At 64.2% G+C, this 14,171-nt stretch carries 14 protein-coding genes; 9 read left to right on the plus strand and 5 right to left on the minus strand.

All coding sequences use genetic code 11. The features are described from left to right. Nucleotides 1-128: 128 nt before the first annotated feature. Nucleotides 129-365 (minus strand): toluene tolerance protein, encoded by a 237-nt coding sequence (locus tag HG262_RS00095; RefSeq protein WP_169269094.1) that lies wholly within the window; start codon nucleotides 363-365, stop codon nucleotides 129-131. 408 nt (nucleotides 366-773) lie between these two features. On the opposite strand from HG262_RS00095, the gene HG262_RS00100 reads away from it, so the two are divergent. From HG262_RS00100 to HG262_RS00120, 5 genes are read left to right on the plus strand one after another with little or no spacing between them, the layout of a single operon-like run. Next, nucleotides 774-2,231 carry an MFS transporter gene (locus HG262_RS00100; protein ID WP_169269095.1) on the plus strand — a complete coding sequence of 486 codons (1,458 nt, stop codon included), beginning with the start codon at nucleotides 774-776 and terminating at the stop codon, nucleotides 2,229-2,231. Next, nucleotides 2,228-3,769 (plus strand): FGGY family carbohydrate kinase, encoded by a 1,542-nt coding sequence (locus tag HG262_RS00105; RefSeq protein ID WP_169269096.1) that lies wholly within the window; start codon nucleotides 2,228-2,230, stop codon nucleotides 3,767-3,769. The genes HG262_RS00100 and HG262_RS00105 overlap by 4 nt, the downstream gene beginning before the upstream one ends. Continuing rightward, a complete protein-coding gene (locus HG262_RS00110; RefSeq protein WP_169269097.1) occupies nucleotides 3,766-5,445 on the plus strand; it encodes a glycerol-3-phosphate dehydrogenase/oxidase in 1,680 nt (559 codons plus the stop codon). The genes HG262_RS00105 and HG262_RS00110 overlap by 4 nt, the downstream gene beginning before the upstream one ends. Beyond that, nucleotides 5,442-6,998: an FAD-binding oxidoreductase gene (locus HG262_RS00115; protein WP_169269098.1), complete on the plus strand. Its 1,557-nt coding sequence runs from the start codon at nucleotides 5,442-5,444 to the stop codon at nucleotides 6,996-6,998. The genes HG262_RS00110 and HG262_RS00115 overlap by 4 nt, the downstream gene beginning before the upstream one ends. Before the next feature lie 2 nt (nucleotides 6,999-7,000). After that, entirely contained in the window at nucleotides 7,001-7,585 is a 585-nt protein-coding gene (locus tag HG262_RS00120; protein WP_006225339.1) for a glycerol-3-phosphate responsive antiterminator, read from the plus strand. Nucleotide 7,586: 1 nt separating this feature from the next. Here the strand turns inward: HG262_RS00120 and HG262_RS00125 are convergent, their stop codons facing one another. Beyond that, nucleotides 7,587-8,594: a tripartite tricarboxylate transporter substrate binding protein gene (locus tag HG262_RS00125; RefSeq protein WP_169269099.1), complete on the minus strand. Its 1,008-nt coding sequence runs from the start codon at nucleotides 8,592-8,594 to the stop codon at nucleotides 7,587-7,589. A gap of 258 nt (nucleotides 8,595-8,852) precedes the next feature. Here HG262_RS00125 and HG262_RS00130 point away from each other — a divergent pair, with 258 nt between their 5' ends. Then, nucleotides 8,853-9,245 carry a VOC family protein gene (locus tag HG262_RS00130; protein WP_169269100.1) on the plus strand — a complete coding sequence of 131 codons (393 nt, stop codon included), beginning with the start codon at nucleotides 8,853-8,855 and terminating at the stop codon, nucleotides 9,243-9,245. 15 nt (nucleotides 9,246-9,260) lie between these two features. Here HG262_RS00130 and HG262_RS00135 read toward each other — a convergent pair whose 3' ends face one another. Beyond that, nucleotides 9,261-9,890, minus strand: a complete 630-nt coding sequence (locus HG262_RS00135; protein ID WP_169269101.1) for a LysE family translocator — start codon at nucleotides 9,888-9,890, stop codon at nucleotides 9,261-9,263. A gap of 221 nt (nucleotides 9,891-10,111) precedes the next feature. Between HG262_RS00135 and aqpZ the strand changes: the two genes are divergently transcribed. Continuing rightward, nucleotides 10,112-10,825, plus strand: a complete 714-nt coding sequence (gene aqpZ, locus HG262_RS00140) for an aquaporin Z (RefSeq protein ID WP_169269102.1) — start codon at nucleotides 10,112-10,114, stop codon at nucleotides 10,823-10,825. Nucleotides 10,826-10,836: 11 nt separating this feature from the next. On the opposite strand, the gene HG262_RS00145 is transcribed toward aqpZ, so the two are convergent. Continuing rightward, a complete protein-coding gene (locus HG262_RS00145) occupies nucleotides 10,837-12,054 on the minus strand; it encodes a hypothetical protein (protein ID WP_169269103.1) in 1,218 nt (405 codons plus the stop codon). A 251-nt stretch (nucleotides 12,055-12,305) separates the two neighbouring features. On the opposite strand from HG262_RS00145, the gene kdsA reads away from it, so the two are divergent. Both kdsA and HG262_RS00155 read left to right on the plus strand, forming a co-directional pair. After that, nucleotides 12,306-13,163 (plus strand): 3-deoxy-8-phosphooctulonate synthase, encoded by an 858-nt coding sequence (gene kdsA / locus HG262_RS00150; protein ID WP_105557658.1) that lies wholly within the window; start codon nucleotides 12,306-12,308, stop codon nucleotides 13,161-13,163. 66 nt (nucleotides 13,164-13,229) lie between these two features. Continuing rightward, nucleotides 13,230-13,538, plus strand: a complete 309-nt coding sequence (locus HG262_RS00155) for a carbohydrate isomerase (protein WP_169269104.1) — start codon at nucleotides 13,230-13,232, stop codon at nucleotides 13,536-13,538. Here HG262_RS00155 and HG262_RS00160 read toward each other — a convergent pair. Continuing rightward, a complete protein-coding gene (locus HG262_RS00160; RefSeq protein WP_169269105.1) occupies nucleotides 13,535-14,026 on the minus strand; it encodes a GNAT family N-acetyltransferase in 492 nt (163 codons plus the stop codon). The two genes, HG262_RS00155 and HG262_RS00160, sit on opposite strands and share 4 nt — an antisense overlap. Between the last annotated feature and the right edge of the window lie 145 nt (nucleotides 14,027-14,171).

Genomic DNA, 14,171 nt, shown 5'->3' on the forward strand with positions numbered 1-14,171 from the left:
TCGCCCAGACCCTTTCCCGATTATCCGCCTTCCGCCTCCGGTGCCGGGCGGTTCGGAAATCCGTTCAGCGACATGAAGTCGCGCTCATCGTCCGTCATCAGCATGCCCGGCAGGTGGCGCGGAATTGATCAGTTCTTGGTCTTGACGCGGTCGCGACGCTTTTCCGTCCTGGGTTCCACGTCGCGGCCTAATTGCACGTCCATCAAGATTGCCGCATGCACTTTTGCGCGGCTGGCTTCGATGCGCGGTACGCAGGCCCAACCTCGATCGGCCGCAACCGACAGTTTCTTGTCCAGTTCCTGATGGCGGCGGCGTTTATTTTCAGTCGACATATTGCCGAGTTCCTGATCGGTGATTAAGCGCATGGGAGTTCCTTTGAAGCAGGGTTGTGTGATCGCCTCTTGGCGGATTTGGGTGGGGGCGGATGTGCACGTGCGCGGCGCGTGAATACGGCGCCTGCGGCAGGGATCTTTTTTTGGATCTGGCGTAGTTTGCCAGCTTGCAGGATTAATGCAAGTCATTGAAAAATAACGATAAAAATTATAAAAACCGAGTTTTCCTTATACTTTCCCAGTACTTTGGATACTTTTTCTCGCAGGCGAAAAAACAATGGGAGACAGGGTTTGTCCTGATGCGCATCCCGCTTGACACCCTATCGCGCAGCCCATAAAGTCACCGCACAGATTTAGATAAAAGACCATCTGTAAGGTGGTCTTTTATCGCGTGCAGATTGCGTCGACCTCTTACAGAAATAATTCCAAGAGGAGACGACTGTGCAATCATCGACCGTGAAAATACGTGGCATCGACGATGTCATCGCTTTTATCGATTCACGCCCCGGCATCGCCGGCCGGGCTGGCCTGATCTGGTGGCTGGCGCTGGGCGGGCTGTTCCTGGATGCGTTTGCAAACTCGGCATTAAGCGCGGGCCTGGGCCCGATGACTCGAGACCTGGGACTGAAGGCGGGCCAGGTCGCGTTGATGACCTCGTTCGCCTCTTGGGTGGCCATTGCCTTCAACCCCATCGGCGGTTGGATGGCCGATCGCTGGGGGCGTATCCGCCCCTTGATCATCGCCAAGTTCCTGGCGGTCATCGGTGCCGCGCTGGTGATGTTTGCGCCCAATTTCGAAGTCATCCTGGTCGGCCGCTTCTTTGTGGGCGCGGCGTACGGCATCGACTTCGCCATCGCCATGGCGGTGCTGGCCGAGTTCACCCCCGTCAAATTCAAGAGCCGCCTGAACACCTGGCAGGGCATGTGGTACACGGCCGTGTGCACGAACCTGCTGCTGGCGATGCTGTTCTTTTCGTGGGATGTGGGCGATTCGATCTGGCGCTATTCCGTCGGGGCCACCGCCATCTTTGCCCTGATCATCCTGGTGCTGCAGCTGAGTTACATGGTCGAAAGCCCGATCTGGCTGGCGCGCAAGGAACGCGTCGAGCAGGCCGCGCAGGCCATGACGCGGATCTACGGGCAGGCCTTTGCCGCCGCGCCGCTGGCGGAGCGGGTGGCGGTCGTCAATCAGGCCAAGCGCGGGTTGGCCAATGTGCTGCTGATCTTCCGCGGGGTGTACTTGCCGCGCACGATCCTGGCGGCCACGGTGCAGATCGGCCAGTCGATCCAGTACTTTGCCGTGGGCTGGTACCTGCCGCTGATCAGCGCGGCGCTGTTCGGCAAGGACTTCATCTACGCGACGATCGGCGCGCTGGTCTTTAACGTCTTCGGGATCTTCGGCGGCTTCCTGTCGCCCTACATCGGGCGCAAGCTGGGGCTGCGGCGCGCGTCGGCGTTCGGCTTCGCGATGGTGTTTGTGATCTTGCTCGTCCTGGGCACGTTCCACGGCCAGATGCCGTTGTGGCTGGCGGTCGCGTTGCCGTCGCTCTTCATCCTGTTCCACTCGGGCGGCCCGGGGGCCAACGGCAAGAGCCTGTCGTCGCTGTCGTTCCGTAGCGAACTGCGCGCCGGCGCCAACGGCATCATCGGCGCGCTGGGTTCCACCGGCGCGGCGATCGGTTTGCTGGTGTTCCCGATCTTCCGGGAGAACTACGGCCTGGAGAAGACCTTCCTGATCCTGTCCGTGGTGCCCTTGATCGCCAGCATCATCTGCTTTGTGATCAAGTGGGATCCCACCCGCACCACCATCAACCCCGACACGGAAACCGGCGCGCCGCAGTTCAAGGACGATGACGCGCTGGCCACGTTGGACCCCGCCATTGGGAAAGCCTCGCGATGACAAACAACGATGTAATTCTGGCGATTGACGAAGGCACGTCCGGCACGCGGGCGGCCACCGTGTCCGCCGACGGCCATGTGTCCTGCCTGGAGTACCTGACGCTGCACGTCGAGACGCCCCGGCCCGGCGTGGTCGAGCAGGACGCCAACGAGATTCTGGAAAAGACGATCAGCGTCTGCCGGGCCACCATTGCCCAGGCAGAACGGGCAGGGCAGTGCATTGTCGCGCTGGCGTTGGCGACGCAGCGTGCGACTGCCGTCTTGTGGGACACGCAGACGGGGGCCGCGCTGGTGCCGGCCATGGTCTGGCAGGACACGCGTTTTGTGGACGAGCTGGACCAGTTGGCGCCTGAATGGGATGCCCGCTTGCGGGACCGCGTGGGCCGTCCGGTGGGCGTGCGATCGCTCTATCTGTGGGCGGCGCGCCATCTGCGTGACACGCCGCATGTGGCGCAAGCCTGGCGCGAAAGGCGCCTGGCGTTCGGCACGGTGGACAGCTGGCTGTTGTGGCATTTCTCGCAACGGCGGGAGGTCGTCACGACGCCGACCAACGCCACGTCGGCCGGAGCCTATGTGCTGGCGGACCACCGCTATTACCTGGAATGGACGCAGGCGCTGGACTTTCCGTTCGAGCTTTTGCCCGCGTTGCGCCAGGACGCGGACGATTTTGGGCGGACGCGGTCCGACGTGCTGGGCATCGAGGTGCCGATCCTGGCATCGGCGGGCGACCAGCATGCCGGCGCCATCGGCCTGGGCTGCCTGGAACGCGGACAGGGGATGTGCGTACACGGCACCGGAAGCTTTGTGGATCTGATCATCGGGCCCGAGCCGCCCGTGAATTCCGGCCTGTCCGAGGGGGCGTTGACAATGACCGCCCGACGCCAGCATGGGGTGTCGCATTTCGCAGTCGAGACGTTTGTAGCGACGACCGGCTCGGCCTTGAACTGGGTCTGCGAAAAGCTGAAGTGGTTCGCGGACGCGCGCGAGATCAGTGCGCTGGCCGCCACGGTGAACTCGTCGCAAGGGGTGACGTTCGTGCCGGCCCTGACGGGGCTGCGCGTGCCCCGGATGGAGGCGGGGGCACGCGCGTCGCTCACCGGCGTGTCCATGGCGACCACGCAGGCCGAGGTCGCCTACGCCATTCTGGAAGGCATCGCGCATTCCGTGGCCAGTTGCATCGAGGCGGATGAAGCCGTGTCGGGCGTGCGCGTGTCGGAACTCGTGGTCGGTGGCGGCTTATCGTGCAGCGATCCCTTGTTGCAGATCCAGGCGGATCTGATCGGCATCCCCATCCGCCGCATGCAGGAGTCCGACCGGGCCAGCCTGCGCGGCATTGCGTATCTGGCGGGTTCTTCGGGGCTGTTGTGGCCCTCGCTGCGCGATGCATGCCAGACCATCGCGACCGATGCGGTATTCGAACCCACCATCGACGCGCAGGAGCGCACGCGACGCCGGGCATTGTGGCACGCACGGGTGGGTTCCGAATTGGGCCACGTCAGGCAGTTCAAGCAGGAAAATGAGGAGGCGTTGCACAAATGATCGGTTGGCTATCCAGAAAGCCCAGGAAGGACCGGGCCGATATGACGAACACCGAGCCATTACGTCTGATGCGGCAAGAGCAATTGGACAGGTTGGGCAGTGAGCAGTACGACATGCTGATCGTGGGCGGCGGCATTACGGGCGCGTATGCGGCGTTGGACGCCAGCCTGCGCGGCTATCGCGTGGCGGTGATCGAGAAGGATGATTTCGCGTCGGGTACGTCTTCCAAGTCCTCGAAGATGGTGCACGGCGGGTTGCGCTACATCGAACAGGGCAACCTGGGCCTGGTGCGGCATTCCCTGCACGAACGCCAGCGCCTGCGGCGCAACGCGCGGCATCTGGTGCAGCGTCTGCCGTTCCTGTTTCCGATCCTGGAGCGGGACGGGGTGTTCGACAAGCGCCTGGCCAAGGCCTTTGAAAGCCTGCTGTGGACATACGACATGGCAGGGGGGTGGCGCGAGGGCATCCTGCATCAGAAATTGACTGCCGCGGAAGTGCTGTCGCATTGCCCGACCTTCAAGGAAGAGGGGTTGTTGGGCGGATTCCTGTACTTCGATGCACGCGTGGACGACGCGCGTCTGACGCTTGCCGTCGCGCGTACTGCGGCCTTCCATGGCGCGACCGTCATCAATCACGCCAAGGCAATCGAGGTGACGCGCAACGCGCAGGGCAAGGTGGACGGTGTGATCGTCCAGGCGGGCCAGCAAGAGATCCGCGCGCGCGCCGGTGTGGTCATCATGGCGACTGGCGTCTGGCTGCGCGATTGGAGCGGCGCGAAAAGGGGCGATGCGTCCGCGTTGCACGTGCGCCCCGCCAAGGGCGTACACGTGGCGGTGCCCTGGCTGAAGGTGCGCAACGATTGCACGGTCACCATTCCGGTGCCCGGCCGCAGCCGCCGCGCCACGATCACGCGCTGGGGCAACGTGTCCTATCTGGGCACGACAGACGAAGACTATGAAGGCGATCTGGACGACGTCTATTGCACGCGCCGCGAGCTGGACTTCCTGTTGGAAGGGGCGCGCTCCGCGTTGAAGACTGACCTGCAGCCCGAGGATGTCGTGGGCAGCATTGCGGGCTGCCGTCCGCTGGTCGGGCCGCCGGGCGGCAAGACGCTGGAGATCAAGCGCAACCACGAAATCCGAGTGGCGGCGGACGGCCTGGTCACGATCGTGGGCGGCAAGCTGACCACGTCGCGGCACATGGCCGAGCAAACGATCGACGCCGCGCAACAGGTCATTGGCCAGCGCAACCCTTGCCAGACGAAGAAGGCCTACCTGCTGGGCGCGGCCGGCTATGACGCGCAGGCCATTGTGGCTTCGGGCGGCATGTCGGCGCATCTGGGCGAACGCTATGGCACCGAGGCGCGCTTTGTCAGCGACCTGATGCAAGCCGCGCCGGAACTGCAGGCGCCCATCGTCCAGGGCCTGCCCTATACCGAGGCCGAAGTCCTGTACGCCGTGCGCCACGAGCTGGCCGCGACCGTCGAGGACGTGCTGTCGCGCAGGATGCGCGCCCGCCTGATGGCGCGCGACGCATCGGCGTTGGCCGCGGCGCGCGTGGGGCAGATCTTGCAAACCGAACTGGGCGTGGCGCCCGAATGCATTACGCAGCAGGTCAATGACTACCTGGCTGCCGTCAAGCACGAAAAATCCGTACTCATGGGAGACAAGGAATGATCAGCAAAGAAGCCATCAAGCGCGGTTACAACCGCGGCAACTACGTTGTCGGCGCGCACACCCCGCCCGCCTATGCGGCGGCACTGAGCAAGACCGGCTCTGAGCCCGGGATGCAGCGCGATCCGGTACGCGTGCCGGAGGCGCGAATCGACGCGTTGCGCCATGTGGCCGACGATGTCCTGACCGATACCGCCAACGTCGTGGCCTGGACGCGTGACTGGTGGGCCGGGTCGATGGTGTCGGAGACGGGCGGCAAGCCCGCCACGCCCCAGGCGGTGATTGTCAAGGTGTCCACAGTAGAGCAGGTTCAAGCGGTGATGCGCATCGCCCACGCGGACGCGATTCCGGTCACCGTGTCGGCGGGCCGCAGCAACGTTACCGGCGCCGCCTTGCCCGTGCGCGGCGGCATCGTGCTGGACGTCTGCCAGTTGAACAAGTTGATCGGCGTGGATCGTGAAAGCCAGATCGTCGAGGTCGAAGCGGGCATGTTCGGCGATGTGTTCGAGGAAACGATCCAAAAAGAGCATGGCCTGACGATGGGCCATTGGCCGTCGTCGTTCGGCATCAGCACGGTGGGCGGCTGGGCGGCGTGCCGCGGCGCGGGCCAGTTGTCCACGCGCTATGGCAAGATCGAAGACATGGTCTTCGGCATGGACGTGGTGCTGGCCGACGGCAGCCTGGTCACCGTGGGCGGGTATTCGCGCGCGGCGGTGGGCGCCGACCTGCAGCAGGTCTTCATCGGGTCGGAGGGCACGCTGGGCGTGATCGTGCGCCTGCGTCTGAAGCTGCACCGCTTACCGGATTACGGCCGCGCCATCGCCTATGGCTTCAAGACGTTCGCCATCGGCCTGGATGTGTGCCGCGAAATCATGCAGCGCGGCGCCAACCCGGCCGCGCTGCGGCTCTATGACGAACTGGAAAGCGGCGTGCAGTTCAACCGGCCCGACTTGAACGTGCTGCTGGTGGCGGATGAAGGCGCGCGCCAGATTGTTGACGCCGTCATGGAGATCAGCCAGGGCGTATGCGAGGAACGGGGAGAAAAACTGGATGGCGACGCGGTTTTCGAACGCTGGCTGGACACCCGCTACCTGACCGGCAAGAGCGCTGAAGGCTTCAAGCGCAGCCCGGGGTTCGTGGCCGACACGCTGGAAATGGCGGGCCGCTGGAGCGACCTGCCGGCCATCTATGCGGAGGTGGTGGCGGCGGTCAACGCGGTGCCCGGTACGCTGGCCGGCTCGGCGCACCAATCGCATGCCTATGTTGACGGCGCTTGCCTGTATTTTTCGTTGCGTGGCGAAGTCGAAGTGGAACGGCGAGCCCAGTGGTATCGCGCCGCCTGGGATGCGGCCAACGCCGTGCTGATTAAATATAATGCCGCGCTCAGCCACCATCACGGGGTGGGCCTGTTGCGCGCGCCGTACATGCAGGAATCGTTGGGCGGCGCGTTCGACGTGCTGCGCACGATCAAGCGCACGCTGGATCCGCAGAACATCCTCAACCCCGGCAAGTTGGGATTAAGCGATCAGCGTTCTTACGGTCAGGAAAATCGATAACCATGGATAGGTCATTCGGGGCATGTCTGGCGCGTCATCCCGTCATTGCGACGATGTATGGGCTTGAGCAGATCAATACCTTCGTGGGCAGCGTGGCCGAAATCGGTATCGTCGCCAACGTCGAGCTGCGCAAGCTGGCGCCGGTGATCGCGGCGCTGAACCGGGCGGGCAAGTTCGCGATCGTCAACATAGACAGCTGCGAAGGCCTCTCGCAAGACAAGGGCGGGGTGGAATACCTGGCCGATATCGGCGTGGCCAGCCTGGTGTCCACGCGGGTGGCCACCATCCAGCGCGCCAACCGGGCGGGCATGGTCACGATGCAGAAGGTGTTCGTGACCGACCGTTCCACCTGGCCGCGCAGCGTCAAGGCGCTGGAGCAAAGCGACCCCAATCTGGTCCAGTTGATGCCGGCGCCGATGCTGACGCACATGGCGGAACAGGACCTGAAGGCGCTGCCCCCCATCGTGGCGTCGGGATTCGTGTGCAACCAGACGGATATCGGCATCGCGATGAAACACGGCGCGGTGGGCGTGTCGACCAGCGACCATGCCTTGTGGAGTCTGGACCCGCGTCAGCTCAAAGGCTGATTCAGTCCAGTTGCGCACCCGATTTGCGCACCAGTTCCTGCCACACGGCGTACTCGCCCTGGTAGTTCGCAAGGAAAGCCTCGGGCGTGTTGCCCAGCGCGATGAAGCCCATCGCGCTCAGGCGCTCTTGCATGTCGGGTGTGCGCGTCATGGCCTGCATCAGGCCGGCCAAGCGCGCCACGACGGGCTTGGGCGTCTGGATGGGCGCGGCCATCGCCACCCACCCGACCACGCGGTAGGCGTCGTCCGTCAGCCCTTGCTCGGCCAGGGTTGGGGAGTCGGGCAGTACTTGCATGCGCTGTTCGCCGGTGACGCCGATCAGCGCCAGCCTGCCGTTGTCGACGTAGGGTTTCGCGCCCAGGGCACTCGCGAACGCCATCTGGATCCGTCCGCCGATCAGGTCTTGCAGCATTGGCGATTCGCCCTTGTAGGCGATGTGCGTCATGTCGCCCTTTTGCGTTTCGCTGAGATAGGCGCCGCCCAGATGCGCGTACGAGCCGACGCCCCAGGAGCCGTATGCCAGCTTGCCCGGGTTGCGGCGCACGTAGTCGAGCAGCGCCGCGCCGTTGCGTGCCGGCACGCTGGGGTGGACGACAAGGGTCACGGGCGCCATGGCGATCTGCGAGACCAGTACCAGGTCGCGGCCCGTGTCGTAGGGCAGGTTCTTGTACAGGAACTGGTTCAACAGCAACGATGAACTCAGTGACACGGTCAGGGCGTAGCCGTCCGGCGCCGCTTTGGCGACGGCGTCCGTGCCCAAGATGCCGGACGCGCCGCCGCGGTTCTCGACCAGTACCGGTTGTCCGACGGCGGCGGACAGCCGTTCAGCCACGAGACGGGCCACGATGTCGGTGGCGCCGCCGGCGTTGTAGGGCACCACGATTTTGATGGGCTTGGCCGGCCAGGCGTCTTGAGCGAAAGCGAAAGGGGGCAGGCTAAGCGCGGCCAGGCTCCAAGCGCTTTGTTTCAACCACTGGCGGCGCGGCAGACGGGGGGCGTGCGCAGTCATGGGCTTGTCTCCAGAAGTTGCGCGTTTGTTCGCCAGGGAGGGGCCCGGACGCCATCGCGCTTATCCGGCGATTCTTGCCCTCGTGCGTTTCTTTGACAATGCCGTCCGCAGTTGACATGGTGTCAAAGATAATTTGACGGTCTGATGGCCGTTGATGTGGAGTGCTGGATAGTTATCCAGTAATTTGGTTCAATGTGCTTGAGTACCCACCGCCACGCGTGGCCCTGGGGCCCGTTTTTTCCCACTGCAAGGCTGATCATGAAATTCGGATACACCATCATCTATGTGCCGGACGTTGCGGCATCGCTGACGTTCTTCGAACGCGCCTTCGGATTTCCGCGCCGGTTCCTGCATGAATCCCAGACTTACGGCGAACTCGACACGGGCGACACCACGCTGTCGTTTGCCGCGCACGAATTGGGCAGCATGAACTTCAGCACCGGGCACGTCGAAGCCTCGTCGTCCCCCAAACCGCTGGGCATGGAAGTGGCGTTCGTGACCGAGGATGTCGCCGCCGCGCATGCCCAGGCGATCTCGCTGGGCGCCACTGAACTCAGTGCGCCGACGGCGAAGCCGTGGGGCCAGGTCGTGTCGTACCTGCGTTGTCCCGACGGCACGCTTGTGGAGTTGTGCACGCCGATGCACGGCTGATCCGCCTGGGCGGAATCAGCGCAGGTCGCTGCGCCGGTATAGCGTCAGGCCCACCGCCAAGGCGGCCAGCATGCCCGCGCAGCCCCGGTTGATCCACGTCATTACCCGCGCGGAAAACGTGCGCATGGCGTGGCGTCCGCCGAACGCGTAAAGACTCATCATCACGCAGTCGATGGCGGCGCTGGTCAATGCCAGCACCAGGTATTGCTGGGCGACAGGCGCGGCAGGCTGGATGAATTGCGGCAGGAACGCCGAAAAGAACAACACCCCCTTGGGGTTGGACAATCCCACGAACAGCGCCCTGAAAAATGCCGAGCGGCCGCTTGCGAGCGGCTGCGCCGCATCCACGCGCAAGGCTTCTGCCGGTGACCGCCAGATGGCCCAAGCCAGATAAAGCAGGTAGGCCGCGCCGCCCCATTTCACGATCGAGAACCATTGCTCGGACGCTTGCAACAACGCGCCCAGCCCGCAACCCACCGCGCCGATCAGGATCAGGTCCGACAGGGCCGCGCCCGCGATGCCGCACCGGGCCACCCGCATGCCGTGGCAAGCGCCGTTGTTCAAGGCCAGCAGCATCGACGGGCCGGGCGTGATCATCACCGCGCTGACGGCGACGATATAGAGCAAGAGGGGGGTGGCGTCCATATCGGGGGGGGAGTTCCAAGGGGCCGTATCAGGATAGCGCGAAAAGGCCGGACCTTTCGGACTAGCCCGTTTACACGATCCCTGGATCCCGGTTCGCGCCTTACCGTCAGCAATGCGCCGGCGCCCAGTCTGTCCGGACAAGAACTGTCAAGATTTTCAGTTCTTTAAAGTCATGATCGCCGCCGCGCGATACCGTGGACCTTTCTATTCGGAGAGTTGACATGTATTCGCTTTCAAAGCGTTGCGGCGCGGAGTTTTTCGGCACGTTCTGGCTGGTGCTGGGTGGGTGCGGCGCCGCGGTGCTGGCCGCCGGATTCCCGGAGCTGGGTATCGGTTTCGCGGGCGTTGCGCTGGCGTTCGGCCTGACGGTCCTGACCATGGCATTCGCGGTGGGCCATATTTCGGGCGGGCATTTCAACCCGGCGGTCACCGTCGGCCTGGTGGCGGGCGGCCGCTTCCCCGCCAAGGAGATCCTGCCCTACGTGATTGCGCAGGTCTTGGGCGCAATCGTGGCGGCGGCTGTGCTGGCGTGCATCGCCAGCGGCAAGCTGGGCTTCGATCTCAAGGGCAGCCACTTCGCGGCCAACGGCTACGGCGCGTATTCGCCGGGCAAGTATTCGCTGGTGTCCGCCCTGGTGACGGAAGTGGTGATGACGGCGGGCTTCCTGTTCGTGATCCTTGGCGCCACGTCCAAGCGCGCGCCGGCCGGTTTTGCCGCGATTCCCATCGGCTTGGCGCTGACGCTGATCCACCTGATCAGCATCCCGGTCACGAACACGTCGGTGAATCCGGCGCGTTCGACCGGTCCGGCGCTGTTCGTGGGCGGATGGGCGATCGAACAGCTGTGGCTGTTCTGGGTCGCGCCGATCGCTGGCGCCATCATCGGCGCCATCGCCTATCGCCTGGTCAGCGATCCGGCAGCGGAAAGGGGCTAGCCCGGAATTCGCTAAGGCAGCTCGTCCAGCTGCGCCAGCTGGGCGTCGGCCGGGAAACCTCGCGTGCGGTACCGGACGGGGTAGCCGGTTTCCTTGGCCAGCAAGGGTTCCAGCAGATGCGCCGCCTGTTCCCAGGACACCACCCGGACTTCGCCGATCTCGTCTTCGGCGTCCGGGCGCACCAGCGCCAGGCGGTCGACTTTGGGCAGGGACGTGTCCACGCCTCGCGTCCATGACGCCAGCGAGAACGACGTGGCGGGATCGTCGTCTTGCGTGAACAGGTTGTAGTGGGCCACGAAGATATCCATGCCCTGTTCTTCATGGATATGGTCCAACGCTTCTTTCTGGGCGTCGTATTCCGACTTGTCCAGCAGGCGCGCCAGATGCGCCAGACGGTGCGCCAAAGCCGGGCTGGCGGGCCGGTAGCGCACGGGTTCGCGGTCTTCATAGTGGTACATGTGCGCGCTGACCACCCGCCCGTGCTGCAACGCCTGAAGGCCCAATTCCACCATGGCGGTCAGTCCGTCATCGTCGTTGTCCCCGGTGACAAGCAGCACGTCGCGGGTGGGCATCATGAACACGGGACGGCCGCGCACTGGGACACGCTCAAGCATGTCGGCAAGCAGGGCGCGGCTGATGTCGTAGCCGTCTGCCCAGCCGCCGCGGAAGACGCCGGGCGCCAATTCGGAAAAGTGGTCGGGCGCATCCCGCAGATTGTCGACGGCGACTGCCAGCGCCTGCTCGAACGTCAACGCCCATGCGGCCTCGGGGCCATTGGTCAGCGTGGAGATGGCGTCGGGATGGTCCAGCGCCAGCAGCACGACGCAATCGTCGCCAAAGGGGCGGAAGGCAGGATGGAACGCCGAATCGTTGCCTTCGGTGCGGACGTGGTGCAGGCGCACGTCTTCCAGCGCGCTGCGGCCGCGGATCACGGGCCTGAGCATCGGCCGGGCGACGCAAGCCTGTTGCGGCGTGCCCTGCGTGCTGCTGGATAGCGCCGATACGAAGCCCTGTAGCGCACGCTTCTGTTCAGCGCCGCGAGTGTTGCAATAGGCATGATAGGCATTGTGCAGATTGAAGTACGAGCCTTCGCCCAGCAGCAACCGGAATTCATCGGCCTTGTAGGTCAGCGCGTTCGCGAAGCCTTCGCGCCGCGCCGCGGCGACGAACAGCTTGGCGAACTGGTCCGGCGAGGGCTTGCGCCGGAAGAAGAAATCCAAAAACCCCATGAGCCCACCTTTGATTCAAATGCCGGACAGCGCGATGGCCGGTCCGCGACGGGTCATTGTGGCCAGTGAATACCACGGCGTCCAGCGATAACGCCCGTTGCTCAGGGTGCCGTAAGTCGGAGATCCCTACGCTTGGCGGTTTGTTGGCAGCCGCTGACAGCAGGGGAATGCGTGCCGGAAGGTGGGTAACTGGCGGGCAAGTTGTACATTACGCACTGTCACCTGCTTTATCTCTACAGGATTCCTTCACCATGACCGCCCCAGAAGTCGTTATTTCCCCGTCGATCCCCTGCGCCAACGATCGTCCCTTTGTGCTGTTCGGGGGCATCAATGTGCTGGAATCGCTGGATCTGGCGCTGCGCGCCTGCGAGGAGTACCAGCGCGTGACCCGCAAGCTGGGTATTCCGTACGTGTTCAAAGCGTCCTTCGACAAGGCCAACCGTTCGTCCATCCACTCTTACCGCGGCCCGGGGCTGGAAGAGGGCATGAAGATCTTCGAGGCGGTCAAGAAAGAATTCGGCGTGCCGGTCATCACCGACGTGCATGAACCCTGGCAGGCCGCGCCGGTGGCCGAAGTGGCCGACATCCTGCAACTGCCCGCCTTCTTGGCGCGGCAGACGGATCTGGTGGTGGCGTTGGCGCAAACGCAGCGCGTGGTCAACATCAAGAAGCCCCAGTTCCTGAGCCCGACCCAGATGCTGAACATCGTCGAGAAGTTCACCGAGGCCGGCAACGACAAGCTGATCCTGTGCGACCGCGGCACCAGCTTCGGTTACGACAATCTGGTCGTCGATATGCTGGGCTTCGGCGTGATGAAAAAAGTGACGGGCAACCGCCCGCTGATTTTCGACGTGACGCATGCCTTGCAGCAGCGCTCGGCGCTGGACGCCGCTTCGGGTGGCCGCCGCGAGCAGGTCGCCGAACTGGCGCGCGCTGGCATGGCAGTCGGCCTGGCCGGCCTGTTCCTGGAAGCGCATCCCGATCCCAAGAACGCCAAGTGCGACGGCCCCAGCGCCTTGCCGCTGGACAAACTGGAACCTTTCCTGACCCAGCTCAAGCAGCTGGACGACCTGGTGAAATCCTTTGCCCCCATCGACATCGAGCCGTGACGCGGACTGTCATCCAGCCTACGTCAACGTGTTATACGATCCAGGCCACACTTTAGGGAGGCCTGGATGTCTTTGCATGTGATCGTCGCCGTTCGAAAAGAACCCGTCAGCGGGCATATCGCCTATGTGCGCTGGGGCCAGGCCGAGCGCGGCGTGCCCGGCTGGGTCACGGAACCCGTGACGGCGGCGGCATCCGAGGTCATCGAAGTCATCAAGGACGGCGGGGATGTTGAAACGGCCTTCAGCGTCGAAGGCACCAGCGTGGCATTGCGGCCGGTGCGGGTGCTTGTCGACGACGATGGGCGCGAGCATCTGGCGTCCGTTCCGGTGCCCAGCTCCACGCTGCACACCCTGTTCGATCTGCCCGAGTTCTAGGCGGCGCGGCGGCCTTCGGCAAAGCCGCGCAGCGCATCGTCGGTCAGACGGTAGCGCACCCACTCATCCATCGGCAACGCACCGATGGACCGGTAGAAATCGATTGCCGGCTTGTTCCAGTCCAGCACGCTCCATTCCAGCCGCCCGCAGTCGTTGGCGACGGCTTCCTGCGCCAGGTGGCGCAACAGGTCGCGCCCGGCGCCGATGCCGCGATGGTCGGGCGTGACGTACAAGTCTTCCAGATAGATTCCGTTCTTGCCCAGCCAGGTCGAATAGCTGTAGAAATAGACGGCATAGCCGATGGCTTTGCCGTCAGCCAGGCACATCAGGGCCTTGGCCGGAGCCTGCGGGGCGAACAAGGTGCGGGCGACGTCGTCGGCGCTGGCGATCACCTCGTGCGCGGCGCGTTCGTAGACGGCCAATTCGGTGATGAAAGCGTAGATTTGGGCCGCATCCGAGGGGGTGGCGGGGCGGATGGTGATATTCACGTTGACTTCCTCCAAAGGGGACGGCCATGCTACCCGCTAATGCGAGGGGGTGCTCACGCTGCCGGGGCGCAGTCACCGGGAATCCCCCCTCTTGCGTTGGGTGGAGCACGGCGCGACTCTAGCGGAGGAATCCGCCCTCGCGTCC

It is taken from the genome of Achromobacter sp. Bel, assembly GCF_012928505.1.
In the GTDB taxonomy this organism is placed as follows: Bacteria; Pseudomonadota; Gammaproteobacteria; order Burkholderiales; family Burkholderiaceae_B; genus Achromobacter.